Here is a 21064-nt window from a genome sequence, read left to right on the forward strand (position 1 = left end):
CCTGAGGCGAGCCCGGCCCCCGCCCCCTGTCGCCGTGAGGAACACATGCAATCCACCCACCGCAACCTCCCCCAACTGCTCGGTGACGCCCGGCGCTGGTTCGAAGAAGGGCTGCTGGCGGCCATGGAAGCGGGCGGCGCCGCGCCGGTCTCCCCGACGCAGGCGCAGCTCTTCGCCGTACTGGACGACGAGGGCACCACGGTCTCGGAGCTGGCGCGGCGCATGGGCGTGACCCGGCAGACCGCACACCAGGCCGTGCACGGCCTGATCCCCGCCGGACTGCTCGAACAGGTTCCCGACCCCGCCTCCGCCCGGCAGCGCCTGATCCGGCGTACCCCGGATGGGGAACGCGCGCACCGCCAGGCCGGCGTCATCCTTGAACGGCTGGAAGAGCAGCTCGCCGAACGGATCGGCCGGGGGACGGTCGATGCCCTGCGGACGGCGCTGGAGGCGCAGTGGGGCCAGCCACCCTCCCCCGGATCAGATTGAGGCCGCTGCCGCGCGGCCGTCCCCGGTCAACGGCGCATTGAGGTCGCCCTCGGACAATGGGCCGGTTGCACCGACTGGCGGCGTTGCTGATCACTGAACCGTTCCGGGTTCGAAAGGGCGAGCCCCACAGGACAAGTGGAAGAGCTGGGCAGACCAGCCCACCCCATGCCTGAATCCGCGACGCGATCCCGACACATCCCTCACAACCTCGAAATTCCCACCCCCGAGATCAGCCGGTGGATCCGGGCTCAGGCGCGGACGAAATCCAGCGGAACGGAACGGGTACCCCACTCGGCCCATATGGCCATTTCGGGAGATCCGGCGAGTTGGAAGCCGGCGCTGCGGGTGAGGGCCTCTTCCAGTGTCGTGATCATCATCATCCGGGCGAGGGGCGCTCCGGGGCAGCTGTGCGTGCCTCGGCCGAAGGAGATGTGCCTGGCGATGTTGGGCCGGTGCAGGACGAAGGCGTCTCCGTCGGGGAACACTCGGTGGTCCCGGTTCGCCGAGGTGTAGACGAGCGCCACGGGGTCGTCCTTGCGAATGAGCTGCCCGCCCAGCCTCACGTCCTCACGCGCTGTGCGGGCCATGCCCCGGTAGGGCGAATAGAGCCGAAGGAACTCCTCCACCGCGGCGGGAATGTCCTCCGGCCGGTCGCGCAGGTGATCCTGCAGCTCCTGGTCTTGGCTCAGGTGCACGAACATGTTGCCGATGAAGACACTGGGCGCCACCATCCCGGTGACGATGAGCTGCCGGACGCAGCCGAGCACCATGTCGGCGGGCAGTGGCGCGCCCTGGTATTCGGCGTCGAGCAGCGCAGCGGTGAGATCCTCTTCGGGATCGTGCGGATGGGCCCGTCGCTCGTCGATGACTGACTGGGCGATCTCGTACAGCCGTCGGCTGAGCTTCTTCACCGTCTCGTGGTCGAGGACCTGGATGGCGTCGACGTAGGTGCCGCTGACTTGCTTGATCAGGGTCGAGGTCTCGACGGACAGGTTGAAGAAGTGGGCGAAGACGTGGGCGGGGAACTGGTGCGCGTAGTCCTTGCACACGTCCGTCCAGCCCCGGTCGATGAGCGGGGCGAGGAGTTCGACTGCTGCGGAGCGGACCTTGGGGGCAAGGTCACGCATCTTCGGCGGGGTGAAGAACTTGTTGATGACGCGCCGGTACGCCATGTGGTCCGGCGGGTCGAGATGCAGCGGTGGCCGCACCCCGGTGAACGCGAACTTCGGTATTGCGTTCTGTTGTGACGTCGTGAAGTGCTCGATGTCCGTGATCACCGAGAGCACGTCGTCGTAGCCCAGCAGCGCCCAGAACCCGCCGTACTCCTGGCTGCGGGCGATCGGGCAGCGGGCCCGCAGCCCAGCGAACTCCTCGTGGGCGCTGGTGAAGGTCTCGCCTGGCCGCACGGGATCGAAGTCGTGGGCGTCGCGGCGGCTCTCGTCGGCGCTTGAATGGTTGTTGCGGGGGCTGTGGTTCACGGTCCTCCTTGAGGACAGGTTGGTGCGGAATCAGACGGGTCGGGGCAGGGCTCCGACCCGACACGCCGCACGGCAGTCCCGGCTGAGGGGCAGAGCCGTCGGGTGTCCCGGAGTGCGCGACGCTGTCGGACGCACGGCGGTGGATCAGGCCGCACTCCATCGAACGTCATCCGTGGAGCCGGTTCGGGGACTCGCGGGCCAGCAGCGGCTCAGGTCGCCGGTGGTACGGGAAGGGGACAGGTCATTCGGACGCTGCGCGACGACGGAGCAGTGCCGGCACCTCCCCGGCACTGCGGATGGCCGTGCCATGCCTGCACGTCACGGTGCCAGCAGGCGAAGCAAGTGCTCCCGAGCCTCCTCTGCGGCGGGTTCCTCGGCCACCAGGCGGCCGAGCTTCATGACCGCGACCCGGTCGCACACTCCCAGGGTCGCGTCGATGTTCTGCTCGACGAGCAGGATGCCGGTGCCGCGTTCCTGGCGTTCCCAGCGCAGGGCGCTGACCACGGTGTCCACCATCGACGGCTGCAGACCCGCGGTGATCTCGTCCAGGACGATGAGCGTGGGGTCGGCAAGCAGGGCGCGGGCAAGAACGAGCATCTTCTGCTCGCCCCCGGACAGGGTGCCGGCGCGCTGACGCAGACGCGTGCCCAGGACAGGGAAGAGTTCGAGGACGGTCGATCGCCGCTTGAGGTCGATGCGCCCGGCCTTGGCGGCGACGATGTTCTCCTCGACGCTCAGCGCCGCGAACACCGGCTCGTCCTGCGGGCCATAGGCCACGCCTCGGCCCACGGTCCGTTCCGGCAGCCGGCCGGTGATGTCCTCCCCGCCGAGATGCACCGTGCCCGCGGTCGGCCGGATGAAGCCGAGGAGCGTCTCGAGCAGCGTTGTCTTGCCCATGCCGTTGCGGCCGACGACTCCGACGGCCTCGCCGTTGCCCACGGTCAGATCCACCCCCCTGAGGACGGTGGCGGATCCGTAACCGGATTCGATGCCCAGTGCCGTCAGCTTCATCACGCCACCGTCCCGAGGTAGGCCTCACGGACCACATCGGAGTTGCTGACCTCGGCGGGAGTGCCGTCCTCGATGATCCGGCCCTCGTGCAGGACGACAACACGGTCGGCGATCCGGTTGACGAAGTCCAGGTCGTGCTCGATGAGGATGATCGTCATACCTCCCCTTGCAAGGCGTTGCAACACCGTTCCCACGACCGCCCGTTCGTTGTGGGTGAGCCCGGCGGTGGGTTCGTCGAGCAGCAGCACCTGGGGGCGGGAGGCAACCGAGGCGGCGATCTCCAGTCCCTGTTTGAGCCCGTGTGCCAGCGACGTGCTCTTCTCATGGTCCCGCCCCTGCAGGCCCATGGCCTCAAGAACGTCGAGCACCGCTGGAGAGGTGGGGATGCGTCGGCTCCGTCGCCAGAAGGAAGGCAGTCTGCCAGCCTTGCGGGCGAGCAGGACCGTCTCGGCCGCCGAAAGGCTTTCGAACAGCTGCGGCGACTGGAACTTGCGGCTCACTCCCCGGCGCGCGAGGCGGTGCGCCGGGGGACGGCGGTCCACAGTGTGTGCGCCGAGGTCGTAGTGCACGGTGCCCCGGGCGGACAGGTTGCCATCGGCGAGCACGGACACCAGCGTCGACTTGCCGGCTCCGTTCGGGCCGACGACACAGAGCAGTTCGCCCCGCTGCACTTTCAGGTCCACACCACGCAGCACCTGAAGGCTCCCGTATCCGAACTCCAGGCCGGAAACCGAGATGACGGGTGACTTGTCCGGGAGCGGTGGGGGTGCGGTGGTCTCGGGGACGATCTCGCGCTCGTCGGCCCGGGCATCTCGTCTCAGCAGTCGGCCGAACGCGCGGGTGAGCGGCGGCAGGATGCCGCTGGGCGTGAACACCACGACGAGCACGAACAGCAGGCCCTGGATCAGCGACCACTGCGTGGGGAAGCTCCCCGACAGGCGCGCTCCGAGCAGTTGCAGGCCGATGGCGCCGATCACCGGGCCGATGATGGTGGCGCGTCCGCCGACCGCCACCCACACCATCATCTGCGTGGCGAACAGGAAGGTGAAGAGGTCGGCGGCCACCAGTCCGGTGGCGAGCGCCATCAGCCCACCCGCGAAGGCGGCCAGGCCCGCGCCGCCCATGAACGTCACGGTCTTGACGTTCTCCACGTTGTAGCCGAGGTAGCGGGTGCGAACCTCGTTGTCCCTGACTGCCCGCAGCAGCAGGCCGACATCGCTGCGGACCAGGATGAGCGCACCCGCGGTGACCAGCACGAGCGCCGCCAGGGTGAGGTAGTACCAGGCGCGGGTGGTGATCGTGAGGGGGTTGAAGCCGAACAGTCCGTTCTCGCCACCGGTGACGGTGGGGAATTGTGAGTAGAGCGTGGTGGCAGCGGTGGTCAGGGCCAGGGTGACGACCGCGATGTAGAACGGGGATCCCTTGGCCGAGAAGGCGAAGCGCCCCACCACGCCGGCGACCGCGGCGGCGATGGCGATGCCGAGGAGCAGGGCAACGGCGTAGCGCCAGGGCTCGTCCTGTACCGAGATGACTAGACCGGTGCTGTCGGTCGTCGTGGTCATGGCACCCACCGTGAGGGCGCCGATGCCGAACCACAGGCCGTGTCCTAGATCGGGCGCGCCGACGTAACCCCAGACGAGGTCGAGGCTGACGGCGGATATGCCGTAGATGAAGGCGACGGTGAGCAGGCTTACGTCGTATTCACCGACGACCTGGCCGAGCACCACGAACACGAGCACGGCGACAAGTGCGCCGGCGGCCGAGAGTCGGCCGTTGAAGGTCAGGCGTGACGCCATGTCAACCCCTCGGGTCGGATACGCAGGAGAACGACGGCGACCGCAATGACCGCCGTGGAGCTGTAGACGGGGCTGGCCCAATGCGCAAAGAGAATCTGCACCACCCCGAGGACGAGGCAGCTGGTCACGACACCGGACAGCCTTCCGCCGGCAAGCAGCACCGCAAGGAACCCGGTGGCCACCAGGGAGAGCGCGTAGTTGGGGGTGACTGCCTGGGTGGGGCCCAGGGCGGCGCCGGCGAAGCCGGAGAGCGCGCAGCCGACGACGAACGTGACGGCTCGGATGAGCGCGACCCGGATACCGAGCGCACGGGCGAGGTGCTGGTTGGACTGCACCATGCGAATAGTCAGGCCGACCCTGGTGAAACGCATCAGCAGTGCCAGCGCCACGACCAGCGCGGCTGCCAGCAGGATCAGCAGGAGCCGGTAGGTCGGGTACGGCGTTCCGGCGACGGACGTCGCCGTGGCCATTGGCTGGCCGACCGCCTGGTTGTCATGTCCGAATCCCAGCGTCAGGGCCTGAATGACGATCAGAGAGATGCCCCAGGTGGCAAGAATCGTCTCCAGGGGGCGGTCATAGAGGCGTCGGATGACCAGGCCTTCAACGACGAGCCCGGTGACCGCCGCGGCGGCGGCACCGGCCAGGATGCCGATCCAGAACGGCCAGCCCGCCCGGTGCGTAATCACTGAGGCATAGACGCCGACCGCCATGAAGCCGGTGTGCGCGAGGTTGATGACATCCAGTACGCCCAGCACGATGGCCAGGCCCAGGACGACGATGGTGAGGATCCCGACTGCTGTCAGGACGTCGAACAAGAGCGTCACTTGACTCTCCTTGAGGTCGTTGCCGAGTCGTCCGTCAGCCCTGGCAGGCAAGCTTCGGGGGGATCGGGTCGGACTTCTTGCGGATGGTGAAGGTGCCGTCGGACCGCGCCTGCGCCAGGTACACCGGCTGGTAGCTGAAGGAGTTCATGGACTTGAGGGCGCCGACCGGGCCGTCAATGTCTGTGTGCCGGAGCGCCTTGACGACGTCCCGCCCATCGGCCCCGGACTGCTTGACCGCGGCGGCGAGTGCCTGCACCTGCATGTACGACACATATGCGTTGACGTCCGGCGCGCCCTTGAGACCGCTTCGCTCGGCCAGATCCTTGAAGGCGTCGTTGCCGCTTCCCTTGATGGCGGCGAAGTAGATGCTGGACGACCAGATTCCCTCGGCGGCGGCGCCCAAGGCCTTGGCGGTGCCCTCGCCGAGTAGCACGTCCACCCGCGTGATGCCCTTGGTACGCGGGTCGGCCGCCCACTGCTTCTGAAGGGCGACGTCGTCGTCACCGATCACGTTGAGGAAGGCAACGTCGGGGCGGGCCTTGACGATGTTGGCGATGTCCTGGGAGAAGTCGGCGGTGCCGCTGGGCTCGTAAGCGGTACCGACGACGGTGCCGCCCAGCTTGGTCAGATGCTCCTTGGCCGTCCCGATGGAGGCCTTCGGCGTGGAGTAGTTGGCGCCGAGGAAGTACCACCTCTTCTTGCCCTCGGCGACGAGTTCGTCGATGGCGGGCAGTGTCTGCTGGTTGGGCACCAGCCCGAGGCTCGTGAGGTTCCAGGCGCAGATGTTGCCTGCACCGGACGACAGGCTCACCAGCGGGATGTCGAGCCGCTTCGCGAGGGCGTTGCAGGCCAGCAGTTGCGGGCCCGGTATGAAGGCGACGATCGCCTGTGCCTTCTGCTGCTGGATGAGCCGGCTGCAGGCGGTGTTGGCGCTGCGTGCGTCCGCACCTGCGTCGGCCACCATGGAGGTGAAGCGGACGCCGGCCTTGTTGTGCTTGTTGACATCTTCGAAGCCGGCCTTGCTGCCGGCTTGGGCGTGGTCCGCGTAGACGGAACCCGCTCCGGACAGTTGCAGGATGAAGCCAACCTTGTACGAGTCGGCGGAGCCGCTCGGCGAACCGGCCGACGGGTGCGTTCCGCAGGCGGACAGGACGAGCGCCATGGCGCTCGACATGGCAAGCACGGCGATCGGTCGCCGTCCGTGTCGGATGAGTCGGGCCATCGGCTGTCTCCTCGGGGGATTGCTGGATGCCGTTGCCATGTCGGCCTCGGCGGACAGGTCGTGCGGTGTGCACGGGAGGCGACCGCGGCAAACAACGGAAGCCCGGGCAGGTAGGGGTGGCCTGGGCCTGACCACAGGAGATGGCGCACTCCGTCGTAGCGCTGGAACGTGACGTGAAACATAGAAAGTACGTTGCCGAGTGTCAATGAATGTGTCTCATATTGCGGCACAACTCTTTGGTCACTGACGCGGCACAGGGGTGTACATGCAACCTCAAAACGCCCATACATACGCGGCGTTGAGCGGGATCTAACCTCGACACAAGATACTTGCCTTCCGGATCGTCGCTGCATATGTTGCTCATCGCGACCGGCTAAATTCACCGGAAGCAGTACATGAGAGGTGGCGGACGTTGAGATCACTGCAGCATCTCCTCACGGTCTACGAGTCCCGGAACGACGCGTTGCCCGCCGAGGTGCAAAGCCGCCCCGTGGTCGCCTGCGTCGGTGCGGACGTGCCCGCCGAGGTGCTCACCGCCGCGGGATTCGTCCCGTTCCGGCTGGCTGGCCGCCCGGATCGGCACGAGGCAGCCGAGCCGTACTGCGGGCCTGGAATCGACCGGCTTGCGGTGTCGCAACTCGCCCGTCTCCTCGAGGGCGACGCCGCAAGGACCGCTGGTCTCGTGATGTCCGCCGACACCGAAGGCTCCGTGCGGCTCTTTCTGTACCTGCGGGAGATCCAGCGTCTTCAGCCCCGCGCCACGGTGCCCCGGTTCACGTTCTTCGACCTCGTCCACCTCCCGCAGCGAACCTCGGCCGCCTACAACCGGACGCGCCTTGACCAGCTGGTCGAGGAGATCAGCAGCTGGGCCGGCCGGCCCGTCACCGACGACCGGCTGCGGACCGCCGCCGAACTCCACGACCGTGTGCGGGAGCTGATCCGGACGGTCGGCACCCGGCTGCGCAGCGGCCCCGGTGGCCCGCGCCTGACCGGAGCCCAGGCCCTGGCGGTGATCGGAGCGGCTTTCCTCACGACGCCCGAGCACTGGTGCGAGGCCGTGAAGCGGCTGATCGACGACGCCGGCCGGCTGCCGGCGCTGCCGGGCACTCGCGTATTCCTGACCGGCTGCGATCACGACCATCCGGATGCCTACGAGGCCATCGAGTCGCTGGGCTGCGTGATCGTCGGCGAGGACCACAGCTGGGGAGCCCTCGCCGGCGAGGCAAGCGTCGGACCCGCGTACGACATCCGCAGTGCTCTCGTCCGGGCCGGGGCCCTGCAAGCGCCCGCCGCCGCGGGTCACAGCGCCGCTGTACGCGCCGCGCAGACGGCGCGCATGGCCGCCGCGTGCGGCGCGGACCTGGTGGTGGCTTGGGCCCGCTGCCATGACGACGCGCCGCCGTGGGACGTCCCGGCCCAGCGCGCGGCCCTGCAAGCCGTCGGGATCCCGATGTTCGCCGTCCCTGCTCAGAGGTACGGCGAAGAAAGGAACGAGAACGTGCGCTCACTGCTGGAACCGGCGCTGCGCCGACCGGCCCGCGCCGCTGGGGTGACCCGGTGACGGCCGATGCCATCGGCCGGCGCAACCGGATGGTGCTGCCCTCCGCAAGCGCGGCCACGGCCTATCAACGGCAGTGGTTCGCCGACCTGAAACAGCGTGCCGCGGACGGCGACCCGGTCGCACTCGTCAACGCCGACGCCCCGCAGGAGATCCTGCGCGCGCTCGACATTCCGTACGTGGTCAACCAGTGGTGGGCGTCGGTCTGCGCGGCCAAGCAGAAATCCGGCCGCTACTTGCGTCTGCTTGCGGACCGCGGATACCCCGCCGACCAGGAGGCGTACAACACCCTGGCGCTGGCGAGCACCTTCGACGAGGATCCCCCGTGGGGTGGTCTGCCCCCCATCTCTCTGGTGCTCGCCGAGACGACGGGGGACGCCCTGCGCAAGGTCTTCGAGGTCTGGGAACGCGAACATGGCGCCGTCTTCCTGCCCTTCGAGCGCACCATCGCGAACCACCAGGACCCCCGTTGGTGGGAGCGGATCGAGGACGACTGGGAAGCGTTGATCGGCACTGCGCGCATCGACCTGATGACCGCAGAACTGACCGGTGCGGTCAAGCATCTGGAGATGGTCACCGGTCGTGTCTTCGACGAGGAGCGTTTCCGTGAGGTGATGGCTCTGGTCAACGAGCAGCAACTGTGGAACCGGGCAGCTCGCGACCTCATCGCCCGCACCAGCCCGGCCCCCATCACGATCAGTGACAGCATCCCCAGCGTCATGATCCCCCAGTGGCACCGCGGGACGGTGTGGGCACGTGACGCGGCCCGTACCTTCTACCACGAGGTACGCGACCGGGTGGATACGGGAGCGGCCCCCTGCCCCGACGAGCGCATCCGGCTCATGTGGGTGGGGACCGGCCTCTGGTTCGACATGGGCTTCTACACCTGGTTCCAGGAGGTATACGGCGCGGTCTTCGTGTGGTCGATGTACCTCGCGATCGCGGCCGACGGCTACATCCGCCACGGCGACGATCCGCTGCGCACCCTGGCTGGCAGGTTCGCAGCGTTCCCCGACATGATCAACGCACCGCCGTGGGCGGCGGAATGGTACGCCAAGGAGGCGGTGCACAACCGCATCGACGGCGCGGTCCATATGGCGGGCACCGATCGCCGGGGAACCTACTTCGTCAACCGCGCCCTGGAGGCGGCCGGGGTGCCGGTGCTTCAGATCGGCGGCGACAGTGGCGACTCCCGGGGCTGGGATGCCCAAGCCGTGCAGGCAGAGGTCTCGGAGTTCATCCAAACCCGGGTGGAACCGGTCGCCGCTCGCCGTCGCGCCCAGGAGAAGGGCACCGGCTGAACGTGCCCCTCCCCACCTCGCCGCAACGGCCTCCAAACGGTGCTCCCGCCCCTGCAGCGACCCGCTCCTGCTCTGCGGGCGAACTGACGCCGCGGGCTCGGCCCGGAGGGCGAGCACGCACATCGCCAAGGCCGGGAGTCGGTGCCGCCTGCCGCGTACCGGTCCCGGCGTTCCCTGGCACGGCCCTGCCGTCGAACCATCAGTCCGACCATCTGCTGTCCCCGCATACCGTCGAGGTACTCATGTCCGCACAGACCGCCGAACTTCCCCGACCGCTCGAAGGCATCACCGTCATCGACCTGACCATCGCGCTGGCCGGTCCCTATGCAACCCTCCTGCTGTCCGGGCTTGGGGCACGGGTCATCAAGGTCGAGAACCCACGAGGCGGTGACCGGGTCCGCAACAACGCGCCCTACTTCGGCCGCGACGGACTCACGATGCAGCGCCGCCACGACGACGACATTTCCCTGGGGACCCTCGAACGCACCCGGGGCAAGGAGAGCGTGACGCTCGATCTGAAGCACCCGGCCGGCCGCGAGGTCTTCGCGGACCTGGTACGGCAGGCGGACGTCGTCGTCGAGAACTACAGCCGTGGCACTGCCGACCGGCTCGGCGTCGGCTACGCGGCCGCCGCCGAGATCAACCCCCGCATCGTGTACTGCTCGATCAGCGGCTTCGGGCAGGCCGGCGAGCCGGGGACCGGCAAGGCGATGGACGCGATCGTGCAGGCGCTGTCCGGAACCATGATGACGTCCGGCAGCCCGGGTGACCCGCCGGTCCGCGTGGGGTTTCCCATCGGCGACCTGTCCGCACCGCTCTACGCGGTCATCGGCGTCCTGGGCGCTCTGCGGCAGGCGGAGGCAACCGGGATCGGCCAGCATGTCGACGTCTCCATGCTCGGCTCGCTCACCGCGCTGGTCGCCGGCGAGCAGTCGCACCTGCTGACCCGGCTCGGCCTGTCCGGCCGCAACGGCAGGTTCATGCCGCGGCTGGCGCCGTTCGGGGTGTTCGAGACCGCCGACGGCTGGGTGGCCATCTGCGCACCGGAGGACAAGTTCGCGCGGGGAGTGCTGACGGCTCTGGGGCGCCCCGAGCTCCTGGCCGACGGGCGGTTCACCACCCGTGACGCGAGGGTGGCTCATGCCGACGAGTTCCATGCCCTGATCGAGGAGTGGTCACGCAAGCACCCACAGGACCGAGTGATCGCCGCTCTGGAGGCCCACGGTGTCCCATGCGCCCCGGTCAGGGAACCCGCCGAGGCCGTCAGCGACGCGTCGCTGCTCAGCCGCGGCGACACCGTTGCGCTCCACCATCCCGCCTACGGCACTGCGGACGGATTGATCGGCAGCGGCATGCCCGTTCACATGTCCCGCTCCCGTACCGATTTCGCCGACGGTGTCCCCCACCTCGGTGAAGACAGCCGGCTCGTCTACCGCGAGCTGCTGGGCTACTCCGCGGAGCAGATCGACGGGCTCGTCGCTGATGGAGCCATCTGATGACGTCTGCTGCCCTTGGACCCACCGGCTCGGCACAGTCGGGCGACGTGGTTCCGACCGCCGGGGCCCCTGGCCCGCATCTGCCCCGTCCCCAGGCGGGCTCGTCGTCTCAGCACCTGTTGACGACCCTGCTGGGCGACTACTGGGCGGGGCGCACTGAGCACCTGCCGTCGGCGGCGCTCGTGGCTCTGCTCGGCGAGTTCGACATCGGTCCCGCCGCCGCCCGCGCGGCGCTGAACCGGCTGGCCCGGCGCGGCGTGCTCGCCTCGACCAGAGTGGGGCGCTACACCTATTACGGCTTCGCGCCGGGCGCCGCGGAAGTACTCATGGCCGGCGCATACGAATTCGTGTCCTTCGGACAAGGCGACCGATCGTGGGACGGGCAGTGGACCCTCGCCCTCTTCTCGCTCAACGAGAGGGAACGGGATCTGCGCCACGCGGTGCGCTCGAAACTGCGCTGGCTGGGTTTCGCCCCGCTCTACGACGGCACCTGGGTGTCGTCCCGCCCGGTAGCCGCTCAGGCCCGGCACGAGCTGGACCGCCTCGGGATCCGGGACGTCACCGTCTTCCGCGCGGCGGAGCAGCCGGGGTCGCCCCGTCGACCGGTCGACGCCTGGGATCTCGACGAGGTCGAGGCGACCTACGCACGTTTCGTGACGGCCTACGGCCCGCTGCGCGACCAGGTCCGTGAGGGAGAAGTGAGCGCTGCCCAGGCGCTGCTCGCCCGCACGAGGATCATGGACAGCTGGCGCACGTTCCCCGGTATCGACCCGGATCTCCCCGCCAACCTGCTGCCACGCGAATGGCCCCGGAAAGACGCCCGCACCATCTATGTCGAGGTCTACGACGCCCTCGGCCCCCTGGCTGCGCTCCGGGTCCGGCAGATCGTGGGCCGGTACACGCCGGAACTCGCCGAGTACATCGAGTACCGCTCCACAGATCAGCTGCTCGGGTTGGGCAGCCAGGCGATGCAGCGTCGCCGCTCCCCCCGACTCCTTCCCGGCCGGCCAACCAGCGATCGGACCCACCCATGACTGCCGTGGACCCCTGCCCCGACAAGCCGGACGACTTCGACCCGACGGCCGACAACGCACCGGACCGCGTGCACGCCATGTACCGTCGGCTGAGGGCCGAATGCCCCGTCGCGCACAGCAGTTCCTACGGTGGTTTCTGGGCCTTGACGCGGTACCGGGAGGTTCGTGCGGCGGCGCTCGACGACCGTACCTTCATCTCGTCGGTCAAAGCCGTCGTCCCCAGTGATCCTCGTGGGCTGCGCAGACCTCCGCTGAACTTCGATGCACCCGCGCACACTCCGTACCGCCGGGCGCTGGAGAGGACGCTGCAGCGTGACCGGCTGCAGCGGTTGATGCCGCGGCTGCGCCGGCACGCCGGCAAGGAACTCCAGCCGCTGCTCGACCGTGGCCACGGTGACATTGCGCAGGAGTTCGGCACCCGTTTTCCTGCGTGGACCACGACCGAGTGGCTCAACCTCACGCCGGACGTGGCTCCGCTGCTCGCCGAGACGTCGGCCCGGTGGGTGCAGGCCTGGCGCAGCCAGGACAAGGACATCGTCAACTCGACGAGTCAGAAGCTGTACGACATGGCGCGCGAGCTGGTTGCCGATCGGCGGCGCAATCCCCGTCCTGTCGACGAGGATCCCGCGAGTTCTCTTCTGTCGGAACGCATCGACGGCGTGCCGCTGGACCCGGAGCACGTGGTCGGGGCGCTCCGTCAGTCGCTCGTGGTCGGGATGGTGGCACCACCGATCATCCTCGGGTCGATCGCCGTCCATCTTGCGGACGACCCGGAATTGCAGCAACGGCTGCGTTCACGTCCGGAGCTGATTCCGGACGCCCTGGAGGAGTTTCTACGGCTCTACGCGCCTTATCGGGGGTTCGCACGCACCCCGTCCGCGCCCGTGGAGATTCTGGGTCGCACCATCCGCCCGGAGGAGCCCGTCACGCTCGCGTACGCGTCAGCGAACCGGGACGCCGCGGTCTTCGACGATCCCGACACGTTCCGGATCGATCGGGCGAACATCGCTGGGCATCTCGCTTTCGGCCGGGGACGGCACCGCTGCCCCGGGGCACCCATGGCGCGGACGATGCTGAGGATCGCGCTTGAGGAACTCCTGTCCCGTACAACGTCGTTCACCGCCGTCGGTGAGCGCGAGGGCGCCAGGATGCCTGAACTGGGCATTGTCTCGGCCGAGTTGCAGCTCACTCCTGCCTAACAGTGGGTGCTGACCGCCTCACCGCGCGCCGCTCCGTTCTTATCCGGCTGCCCAGTCGGCGGTAGTTCGGTGGCCGGCTTGTTCGGCCACCGCACCGTCGTGGACGGCGATGAGCTGCCGGAATCGCAGCTCTGCGAGAGGCGCGAGCCCGTCGTACAGGGACACGAACAGCGACCGCGCCGTTGTCCGGGGCCAGTCGGGGGAAAGCAGTTCGTCCGGTAGGTCCGGGTCGATTCCCGGAAAGGTACGCCAGGCGTCCAAGACCTGGAGCCGGTCGGCCAGGGCGGCGCTGGGGTTCACTTCTCCCGCCGTCAGCCGTACCGCCAGTTGCTGGTGGTCGGCGACGAAGGTCCGGTAAGCCGCGGCTACGTCGCTCAGGTTCCACGCCGCCAGCGGCAGGGTCTCCCCTGCCTCCTCGGCCCTGAAGATCGTCAAGTTGTCCACTCCCGCGGCCCGGAAGATCGGCTCGAGAGCCGCCGGATCGGCGTGCGCCGAAACCCATAGCCCGTCGAACAGCGGCGCGAACCCGAGCCACCTCAGATAGCTGCGTACCCGGTGGCGGACGTGGCGCTGCTGTTCCGGAATGCTGAAGGCAGCCAGCGTCCACAGGCCGTCCCAGTCCGGCTGCAACGAGCCGAAACGCACGATGCTCGCGGTCTTGTGCCGGGTGTCCTCGCAGCCGATCGCGCTCAGCCGCAAGTAGGACTGGCGCCCGGACCGCTCGGTCTCCAGCACTCCCCGCTTGACGAGCCGGTTCGCGGTCGCTCGTGCGCTCGTCTCGCTGATACCGAACTCCGCCAGCAGGGTGATGACCGTACTCATCGACAGAGCCGCCGGGGCGTCCAGCCAGTGCTCGCCCAGCAACGTGGTCAGCAGCCGTTGCGGAGACGCCCCGGTCTGCTGGCGTGGGAGGACGGACCCCTCCTGTGCGCGGCGCAGCACAAGCGCCTCGATCGACGGGTTCTTCTCCGGCATCGCTCCAGCTTAGTACCCCGCCCCTCGCGGCCTGGCGACGGTGGAGACAGGGCTGGTGGTAGATCGGCGGACAGGGTGGGAGGAGCCCCGGGCCGGTGTCGCCGCCTCCCGCCCGCGGCCCCGGGGCACGCTCCTCCCACCGGCAGGGTGCTACGCGTAGTGACGGTAGATGGCCTGTGCGACGCAGGCCGGCTTGTCCGCACCGTCGATCTCAATGGTGAAAGTCAGGCGCATTTCCACGCCGTTGCCCTTGACGTCCTCGACCGAGTCGACCACGCCGTGCAGACGCACCTTGGCGCCCACCTTCACGGGGTGCGGAAAACGCACCTTGTCGAGGCCGTAGTTGATGCTCATCGAGGTGCCCTGGATGGTCAGCAACTGGTTGAAAAGGGGAATGATCAGGGACAGGGTCAGGTAGCCGTGAGCGATGGTGCCACCGAAGGGCCCGTCGGCGGCACGAGCGGGATCGGTGTGAATCCACTGGTGGTCACCGGTGGCGTCGGCGAAGGTGTTCACCCTTTCCTGGGTGATCTCAAGCCACTCGGTACGGTCGAGGCCGGTGCCCGCCAGGGCCTTGATCTCGTCGAGTCCGGTGGCGGTGCGCAGGGCGGTCATGACGGGGAGCTCCTTCAGTTGGATGTGCCGAATTGTTCGTGGATACGGCGCTTGAGTAGTTTTCCGGCGCCGCTGCGGGGCAGTACATCGGCGAAGACGACGGACTTGGGGATCTTGTATCGGGCCAAGCGCCCGTCGAGAGAGGCGATGATGTCGTCGGCCGTCGCCTCGGAGGCCGGGGCGAGGACGACGACCGCGCGGGGCACTTCGCCCCACGTCTCGTCCGGGACACCGATGACGGCGCAGTCAACGACGGCCGGGTGGTCGTAGAGAACCTTTTCGACCTCGGCGGGATAGATGTTCTCCCCGCCCGAAATGATCAGATCCTTCACGCGGTCGACGATGGTGACGTACCCGTCCTCGTCGGTGGCCACGACATCACCGGAGCGGAACCAGCCGTCGTGAAAGGCAGCAGCGGTCTCGGCGGGCAGATTCCAGTACCCACTCATCACGTTGGGTCCCTCGACCAGCAGTTCACCGCGTGCGGCATCGTTGCCGTCGGCATCAACGACACGGATGTCACTGAAGAAGTGCGGCAGACCTGCCGTACCGGTCTTGTCCAGGGCGTGCTCGGCGTCGAGCAAGCAGACGCCAGGCGAGGACTCCGTCATGCCGTAGCCCTGGATGAAACCGAGACCGCGTTGCTGGTAGACGCGAACCAAGCCTTCGGGAACCGGCGCGCCGCCGCACAGCAGCATGCGCAACGACGACAGGTCGGCCTCGACGAACCGGGGTTCGGCGGCGATCTGCTGGAACATGGCCGGCACCCCGAACAACACGGAGACCCGGTGCCTTTCGACGAGGTCGAGGGTACGGCTCGCTGAGAATTGTTCCTCGATGACCAGGGTGCCGCCCTTCAGGACGGTGGGCAGACTGGTCATGTTCAGTGCCGCGGTGTGGAACAGCGGAGCGGACAGCAGGGTCACGTCCCCGGTGACGAAGTCGCCGTCGACCAGGGTGTTGAAGCTGTTCCAGATGAGGTTTCCGTGGGTCAGCACGGCCCCTTTGGCGCGGCCGGTGGTGCCCGACGTGTAGAGGATCATCGCGTTGTCCTCAAGGCCGACCACGAGATCGAGCGGCGCGTCCGAGGAGCGGGCGAGGGCCTCCTCCAGGCTTTCGTCCACGCTGACGGTCTGCCGAACACCGCTGGAAGCCGCGAACGCCTCGTAGGAAGGCGAGTGCACCAGGACACTGGCCCCGGAGTCTGTCAGACAGTGCCGCAACTCCGGCTGCGCCAGCCGGGTGTTGAGGGGCAAGAAGACGGCACCGAGTTGGCCGCTGGCGAAGAGCGTTTCGAGGAAGGCGGGGTGGTTGGGTCCCAGGAACGCGACGCGATCGCCGGGGCGCACACCAAGACTGCGCAAGTGGTGAGCCAGGCGCGTGGTGCGGTCGTGGAGTTGTGCGTAGGTGCGCCGGGTGGCGCCGTGGACGAGAGCCAGGCGGTCCGGAGACTTACGGGCGCGTCGCGCGGTCCAGGATCCGATGCCGTGGTTGCGCATGCGGGTGCCGTGCCTTTCGGATGTGATCGGACGAGCCGGCCAAGAAGGGAGTGGAGAAGACGGACGGCTCGGGAGTGTCGGATAAACCTTTGGCCCGGGAGCCGGTGGCCACGGTTCCCGGCGGGGCTCCGCAGGGCAGCCCGTCGCCTGCTACGCCGGGCATGACACGGCCGGTCACGCCACGCCTCGACGTTGCCGAGGAATTCCTGCCGTCGCCTCAACACGTGCGGCGAGACCTAAGGAGCCCCCGCTCGCGAACCGGTCGGACAGCGGCCCGTACCGCGACAGGGTTCCGGCACGGTGCGCCGGAGACAACAGACGGCGGTCAGTCCTGAACCAGACCGAGCAGTCGCGCCGCATTGTCCTTGAGGATGCGCGGCCGTACCTCAGGCTTGATATCGAGCTTGTCGAAGTCGCTCAACCACCGGTCCGGAGTGATCACCGGATAGTCCGACCCGAAGAGCACCTTGTCCTTCAGCAGGGTGTTGGCGTACCGGACGAGCTGCGGCGGGAAGTACTTCGGGGACCAGCCGGACAGGTCGATGAAGACGTTCGGCTTGTGCGTCGCAACGGCCAGAGCCTCGTCCTGCCACGGAAAGGACGGATGGGCCAGGATGATGCGCAGGCCCGGGAAGTCGGCCGCCACGTCGTCGATGAGCATGGGATTGGAGTACTTCAGGCGAATACCGCCGCCTCCCGGCACACCAGCGCCGATACCGGTCTGACCGGTATGGAAGAGGGCGGGCACGCCCAGTTCCTCGATGGCCTCGTACAGGGGGTAGGCCAGCCGGTCGTCCGGCGAGAAGCCCTGCAGACTCGGGTGGAACTTGAACCCCCGTACGCCGTGCTCGTGAACGAGACGCCGGGCCTGGCGCACACCCGCACTGCCCCGCCACGGGTCGATCGAGGCGAACGGGATGAGAACGTCCGCATGGTCCGCGCAGCTCTCGGCGACTTCTTCGTTCGGGATCGGCGGGTGCCCCAGCGCGTGCTCGGCGTCGACCGTGAAGACGACGGCAGCCATCCGGCGCTGCCGGTAGTACTCCGCCATCTCGTCGATGGTGGGCTGGCGGTGTCCGTGTGCCGCGAAGTACTTCTCGGAGGCGGCCATGAGTTCAGGACTGAGCGAGGGATGCCCCGTCCGCGACACCTCCGCATGCGTGTGCACGTCGATCGCGGTGAGCTGCTCCGGGTCGATTGCGGTGGACGAGGGCATGTCAGGCGCCCGTCGGCGGCTGGGGGGCGGGGATGCCGCAGCTCTCCGGTTCCGCCCCGATGCCGCCGACCCAGTCATGGGCGATCTCCTCGGCGGACCAGCCGCCGTCACGCAGCATCACCGCCTTCTCGTTGGGATGGGACCACAGTGCGAGGCGGTCTCCGCCGACGCCGATGGCCTGGCCGGTCACACCGCTGGAGGCGTCGGAGGCGAGGAAGGTGACGAGCCCGGTGACGTCGTCGACCGTGCCGAGCCCTTCGTCCTTGCGCATCCAGTCCGGCAGGGGCGCACCGGTACGTTCAGCCTCTTCGATGGCGGGCGCGAAGACCGGAATGGTCTTGGTCATCTCGGTGGCAGCGACCGGGACGACGGCGTTTACGGTGATCTGGGCCCGGGCCAGTTCCATGGCCCACGTGCGCGCCATGGCCACGATGCCCGCCTTGGCCGCCGCATAGTTGGTCTGTCCGAAGTTCCCGCGCTGCCCCGCAGGCGAGCCGATCAGAATGATGCGTCCGCCCTCACCCTGCTCACGCATCCGCACAGCTGCTGCTCGGGCACAGGTGAAGGTGCCGCGCATATGAACACGCACGACGTCGTCGAAGTCGTCGTCGGTCATCTTCCACAACACCCGGTCGCGCAAGATGCCGGCATTGGTGACGAGGACGTCCAGCCGCCCGAAATGCTCCACCGCCGCGGAGACCAGCTGTTCGGCCGCGCCGGTGCCACCGACGGCAGCCGTCACACCGACAGCCTTGCCGCCGGCCGCTTCCACGGCCTTGACCGCAGCCTCGACCGCCTCCTCCTCCACGTCGTTGACGACAACGGAGGCTCCTGACGCGGCGAGCGCCCGAGCATATGCGAGACCCAGCCCGCGTCCACTGCCGGTGACGACGGCGACCTTCCCGATCAAGTCCATGACTACCAACCCTTCATTGACAGGATTCCTGGCAAGCGCCAGTTTTTCGATCAACAGGAATCCTGTCAATGGGCTAGGGTGACTCTTCTACACGGGGCATGCCACGCGCATCCCTCAAAGCAGCAACACCGGGAGGACGCCGTGCCGAAAGCAGTCACACCGACGGCCCGCCAAGGGGAGAAGGACCTTCCTTCTCTCCTCTACCTGGTCAAACGCACCGAACTTGTCGTCCGGGCCCGGCTGGACGAAGCGCTCAAGCCGTCGGGCGTGACCGCGCTGCAGTACACGGCACTGACCGTGCTCCATCGGCACGACGGACTGACGGCCGCCCAGCTCGCGCGCAGCTCATTCGTCACCGCCCAGTCCATGGCGGACATGGTCCGCACCCTGGAAGCCTGCGGGTACGTCGTCCGCCGCGCCAATCCCACCAACCGGCGGGAACTCCTCATCGGCTTGACCGAGCTCGGCCGCCAACTCCTTGCGGACCACGAAGAACCTGTACGCGAACTGGAGCGGCGAATGACGGACGGCCTCACCCCGACGGAAACCGCCCAACTACGCAACGCACTCACCCACGCCTGGCGTCAACTGTCCTGACCCCGCTCCTGCATGTGTGCGAGGTCCTGCAGCACCGCAGGACCTCGAAGCCGCAGGCCCCTTCGCAGAGAACGGCCACTGCCTCACCCGTCTTCCACGCGGCCCGCACCGGACGATGGAGCGGAGCGAGGTCGGCGCGAACAGCGCTTCTTCGCTTTCCTGCCGAGCCGTTCACCCCTGACGGCAAAGCCGTCGGCCCCAGCCAAGCGACCTCGGGGCTGACCATTCCCTGCGTGTCGATGACGCGACCTGCCTGGGTGGCTGTTGAAAGTCATCGAGCTGCTGTCGGCCCGCTCTCCGCGCCTGGACCGCGCCCTGAAGGAAATCGCCGGGAAGGGTGGCGCCGTCATGCTGCTCGACAGCACCCTCGTGCGCACGCGCAGACACATCGGGAACGAAAGCCGGCCGAACGACCCGGGCAAGCACCACCGCTGTCCCTCGCCCTGACCGACAAGCGCTGCAACCTGGGGGGTTCGGCGGCGAAGCCGGGACGCTCCAGCTAGATCACCGCCGCCCGCCACAAATAGGATCAGCGCCCAACCACGGAAGGTCGGCCTCAGGGCCAGACCTCGGCTTCACCGGCCTGGACGACGACACCGACGCCCCAGTCATCTTCACCGGCCGCAGCCACCCGAGGCCACCCGGTCACCGCCGCTCAGCAAGACGCGAACCGACGGGTGAGCCGCAAACGCGCGCCGAACAAGCACGGCTTCGCAGATTTGAAGAACTGGCAGATCCTCACCAGGATCCGCATGAATGCCCGACACGCGACCACACTGCTGCGGGCCGTGCTCGTACTGACCAACGCGAAGATCGGCGCTGACCAGGCGTCGCGGATGATCTCCGCGAGACGATCACCACGGCCGCCGGCGTGAGCACACCCTCACCAGCTCACGCGAGCCCCGTGACCTGCAACTTCAGGATGAAAACTTTCCATCGAGCCTCAGGGAACCGCGAGCAGCCCTTCGCCATCGGTAGAGATGTCGCGCAGGAGCCGGTCCAGGTGCACGCGCACAACGCTGACGAGGTCGAACGCCCTCCCGCTCGCCAGCCACTGAAGCCGGATGCCCGCGTCGACCGCGAAGCACTCGCGAGCCAAGGCCACATGGTCCGCGCCCGGCTTGAGTTCGCCGGACTCGGAACCGGCGCGCAGGTTCGCGGCCAGCCGATGGACGCCGCTTTCCTGCCATCCAGAGAAGAGGGTGTGCGCAGGATGGTCCGGGCTGAGCGCCTCGGCAGCCAGCACGACCTCGAGCTCGATCATCCCTGGCTCGCGCAGGTTGTCCTCGATGGCCTGAAGGTAGCTGCGGAAGACCTCCCTGGCGCTGGCGGAGGCTGAGACTTGCGTCCAGCGCTCGTCCTGACGCTGGAACCAGCGCTCCACGACGGCCAGAAGCAGCTGCTGCTTGTCGCGGAAGTGGTGCAGAAGCCCGGCGTCGGTGATCCCGGCGTCTTTGGCGACCCGCGCCAGCGAGGTCCTGCGGTACCCATCGCGCCCGAAGCGGTTCAGGGCGGCGTCGAGGATCTGCGCGCGCCTCATCTGCCCTGTCGCGTAGCCGCCGCGCGGCCCTCGAGGTGTCACCATGCCCCAACCGTAGCGGGCGCACGGCGCAAGCCCCCGGTGGGGTGGATCAAGGAAGCGCCGCTCGGCTTCGGGCGATCGCTTGCATGTGTTCAGTCGTGTGACGTGCACCACTTCTGCAACACCTAGTGAACACTAAGTATTCGGTGTCATCATCAAGCCCACGCAACGACGGGTTTCAGCCAGGTTGCGCCCCCATGGCCACTCCGTAACGGGCAACCGGTCCACGCCTGCCCGCAGTCCGAACCTCGCGAAA

19 protein-coding genes and 1 pseudogene are annotated in these 21064 nt (G+C 68.1%); 9 read left to right on the forward strand and 11 right to left on the reverse strand.

From position 1 onward, the window contains the following. Positions 1–45 precede the first annotated feature (45 nt). On the forward strand, positions 46–489 hold the full coding sequence (locus tag OG758_RS12480) for a MarR family winged helix-turn-helix transcriptional regulator (RefSeq protein WP_326710055.1): 444 nt from the start codon (positions 46–48) through the stop codon (positions 487–489). A 248-nt stretch (positions 490–737) separates the two neighbouring features. On the opposite strand, the gene OG758_RS12485 is transcribed toward OG758_RS12480, so the two are convergent. The 5 genes from OG758_RS12485 to OG758_RS12505 all read right to left on the reverse strand — a co-directional run bounded on the left by OG758_RS12485 (position 738) and on the right by OG758_RS12505 (position 6820). After that, a complete protein-coding gene (locus OG758_RS12485) occupies positions 738–1967 on the reverse strand; it encodes a cytochrome P450 (protein ID WP_326710056.1) in 1230 nt (409 codons plus the stop codon). A gap of 318 nt (positions 1968–2285) precedes the next feature. Further along, positions 2286–2978 carry an ABC transporter ATP-binding protein gene (locus tag OG758_RS12490; RefSeq protein ID WP_326710057.1) on the reverse strand — a complete coding sequence of 231 codons (693 nt, stop codon included), beginning with the start codon at positions 2976–2978 and terminating at the stop codon, positions 2286–2288. Next, a complete protein-coding gene (locus OG758_RS12495; RefSeq protein ID WP_326710058.1) occupies positions 2978–4774 on the reverse strand; it encodes a branched-chain amino acid ABC transporter ATP-binding protein/permease in 1797 nt (598 codons plus the stop codon). Before OG758_RS12495 ends, OG758_RS12490 begins: the two co-directional genes overlap by 1 nt. Beyond that, the gene (locus OG758_RS12500; protein WP_326710059.1) at positions 4759–5598 is read right to left on the reverse strand and encodes a branched-chain amino acid ABC transporter permease; all 840 of its coding nucleotides are present in this window, start codon (positions 5596–5598) and stop codon (positions 4759–4761) included. The genes OG758_RS12495 and OG758_RS12500 overlap by 16 nt, the downstream gene beginning before the upstream one ends. 34 nt (positions 5599–5632) lie before the next feature. Further along, a complete protein-coding gene (locus tag OG758_RS12505) occupies positions 5633–6820 on the reverse strand; it encodes an ABC transporter substrate-binding protein (protein ID WP_326710060.1) in 1188 nt (395 codons plus the stop codon). Positions 6821–7232: 412 nt separating this feature from the next. On the opposite strand from OG758_RS12505, the gene OG758_RS12510 reads away from it, so the two are divergent. The 5 genes from OG758_RS12510 (at position 7233) to OG758_RS12530 (ending at position 13408) form a co-directional block, all read left to right on the forward strand. Next, positions 7233–8381, forward strand: a complete 1149-nt coding sequence (locus tag OG758_RS12510; protein WP_326710061.1) for a 2-hydroxyacyl-CoA dehydratase family protein — start codon at positions 7233–7235, stop codon at positions 8379–8381. Further along, the gene (locus OG758_RS12515; RefSeq protein WP_326710062.1) at positions 8378–9679 is read left to right on the forward strand and encodes a 2-hydroxyacyl-CoA dehydratase family protein; all 1302 of its coding nucleotides are present in this window, start codon (positions 8378–8380) and stop codon (positions 9677–9679) included. Before OG758_RS12510 ends, OG758_RS12515 begins: the two co-directional genes overlap by 4 nt. A 242-nt stretch (positions 9680–9921) precedes the next feature. Beyond that, a complete protein-coding gene (locus tag OG758_RS12520; RefSeq protein WP_326710063.1) occupies positions 9922–11175 on the forward strand; it encodes a CaiB/BaiF CoA transferase family protein in 1254 nt (417 codons plus the stop codon). Next, positions 11175–12209: a PaaX family transcriptional regulator gene (locus OG758_RS12525; RefSeq protein ID WP_227298512.1), complete on the forward strand. Its 1035-nt coding sequence runs from the start codon at positions 11175–11177 to the stop codon at positions 12207–12209. Before OG758_RS12520 ends, OG758_RS12525 begins: the two co-directional genes overlap by 1 nt. Further along, positions 12206–13408, forward strand: a complete 1203-nt coding sequence (locus tag OG758_RS12530) for a cytochrome P450 (RefSeq protein ID WP_326710064.1) — start codon at positions 12206–12208, stop codon at positions 13406–13408. Before OG758_RS12525 ends, OG758_RS12530 begins: the two co-directional genes overlap by 4 nt. 39 nt (positions 13409–13447) lie before the next feature. Here OG758_RS12530 and OG758_RS12535 read toward each other — a convergent pair whose 3' ends face one another. The 5 genes from OG758_RS12535 to OG758_RS12555 form a co-directional block, all read right to left on the reverse strand. Continuing rightward, positions 13448–14383 (reverse strand): PaaX family transcriptional regulator, encoded by a 936-nt coding sequence (locus OG758_RS12535; RefSeq protein WP_326710065.1) that lies wholly within the window; start codon positions 14381–14383, stop codon positions 13448–13450. Positions 14384–14533: 150 nt separating this feature from the next. Next, positions 14534–14998, reverse strand: a complete 465-nt coding sequence (locus OG758_RS12540; RefSeq protein ID WP_227298509.1) for a MaoC family dehydratase — start codon at positions 14996–14998, stop codon at positions 14534–14536. A 14-nt stretch (positions 14999–15012) separates the two neighbouring features. After that, positions 15013–16497 carry an acyl-CoA synthetase gene (locus OG758_RS12545; RefSeq protein ID WP_326710066.1) on the reverse strand — a complete coding sequence of 495 codons (1485 nt, stop codon included), beginning with the start codon at positions 16495–16497 and terminating at the stop codon, positions 15013–15015. Positions 16498–16822: 325 nt separating this feature from the next. Continuing rightward, on the reverse strand, positions 16823–17695 hold the full coding sequence (locus OG758_RS12550; RefSeq protein ID WP_279349020.1) for an amidohydrolase family protein: 873 nt from the start codon (positions 17693–17695) through the stop codon (positions 16823–16825). Positions 17696–17714: 19 nt separating this feature from the next. Beyond that, complete coding sequence (locus OG758_RS12555; protein ID WP_442810298.1) at positions 17715–18629, reverse strand: SDR family NAD(P)-dependent oxidoreductase; 915 nt, start codon at positions 18627–18629, stop codon at positions 17715–17717. A gap of 141 nt (positions 18630–18770) precedes the next feature. On the opposite strand from OG758_RS12555, the gene OG758_RS12560 reads away from it, so the two are divergent. From OG758_RS12560 to OG758_RS49025, 3 genes and pseudogenes are all read left to right on the forward strand, one after another. After that, on the forward strand, positions 18771–19226 hold the full coding sequence (locus tag OG758_RS12560) for a MarR family winged helix-turn-helix transcriptional regulator (RefSeq protein WP_227298506.1): 456 nt from the start codon (positions 18771–18773) through the stop codon (positions 19224–19226). Between the two features lie 264 nt (positions 19227–19490). Continuing rightward, the gene (locus OG758_RS12565) at positions 19491–19673 is read left to right on the forward strand and encodes a hypothetical protein (RefSeq protein ID WP_326710067.1); all 183 of its coding nucleotides are present in this window, start codon (positions 19491–19493) and stop codon (positions 19671–19673) included. Between the two features lie 170 nt (positions 19674–19843). Then, positions 19844–20101: pseudogene (locus tag OG758_RS49025) on the forward strand (transposase family protein); the annotation flags it as partial. 68 nt (positions 20102–20169) lie between these two features. Here the strand turns inward: OG758_RS49025 and OG758_RS12575 are convergent. Next, positions 20170–20922 (reverse strand): TetR/AcrR family transcriptional regulator, encoded by a 753-nt coding sequence (locus OG758_RS12575; protein WP_326710069.1) that lies wholly within the window; start codon positions 20920–20922, stop codon positions 20170–20172. Between the last annotated feature and the right edge of the window lie 142 nt (positions 20923–21064).

The sequence above is a fragment of the Streptomyces sp. NBC_01474 genome (assembly GCF_035918215.1).
Classification (GTDB): Bacteria; Actinomycetota; Actinomycetes; order Streptomycetales; family Streptomycetaceae; genus Streptomyces; species Streptomyces aureus.

Bases quoted from the DNA above. Each gene is read 5' to 3' on its own strand.
- OG758_RS12530 (WP_326710064.1), top strand. From the start codon at position 12,206: ATGACTGCCGTGGACCCCTGCCCCGACAAGCCGGACGACTTCGACCCG.
- OG758_RS12535 (WP_326710065.1), bottom strand. From the start codon at position 14,383: ATGCCGGAGAAGAACCCGTCGATCGAGGCGCTTGTGCTGCGCCGCGCA.
- OG758_RS12495 (WP_326710058.1), bottom strand. From the start codon at position 4,774: ATGGCGTCACGCCTGACCTTCAACGGCCGACTCTCGGCCGCCGGCGCA.
- OG758_RS12505 (WP_326710060.1), bottom strand. From the start codon at position 6,820: ATGGCCCGACTCATCCGACACGGACGGCGACCGATCGCCGTGCTTGCC.
- OG758_RS12490 (WP_326710057.1), bottom strand. From the start codon at position 2,978: ATGAAGCTGACGGCACTGGGCATCGAATCCGGTTACGGATCCGCCACC.
- OG758_RS12520 (WP_326710063.1), top strand. From the start codon at position 9,922: ATGTCCGCACAGACCGCCGAACTTCCCCGACCGCTCGAAGGCATCACC.
- OG758_RS12540 (WP_227298509.1), bottom strand. From the start codon at position 14,998: ATGACCGCCCTGCGCACCGCCACCGGACTCGACGAGATCAAGGCCCTG.
- OG758_RS12555 (WP_442810298.1), bottom strand. From the start codon at position 18,629: ATGGACTTGATCGGGAAGGTCGCCGTCGTCACCGGCAGTGGACGCGGG.
- OG758_RS12545 (WP_326710066.1), bottom strand. From the start codon at position 16,497: ATGCGCAACCACGGCATCGGATCCTGGACCGCGCGACGCGCCCGTAAG.
- OG758_RS12480 (WP_326710055.1), top strand. From the start codon at position 46: ATGCAATCCACCCACCGCAACCTCCCCCAACTGCTCGGTGACGCCCGG.
- OG758_RS12525 (WP_227298512.1), top strand. From the start codon at position 11,175: ATGACGTCTGCTGCCCTTGGACCCACCGGCTCGGCACAGTCGGGCGAC.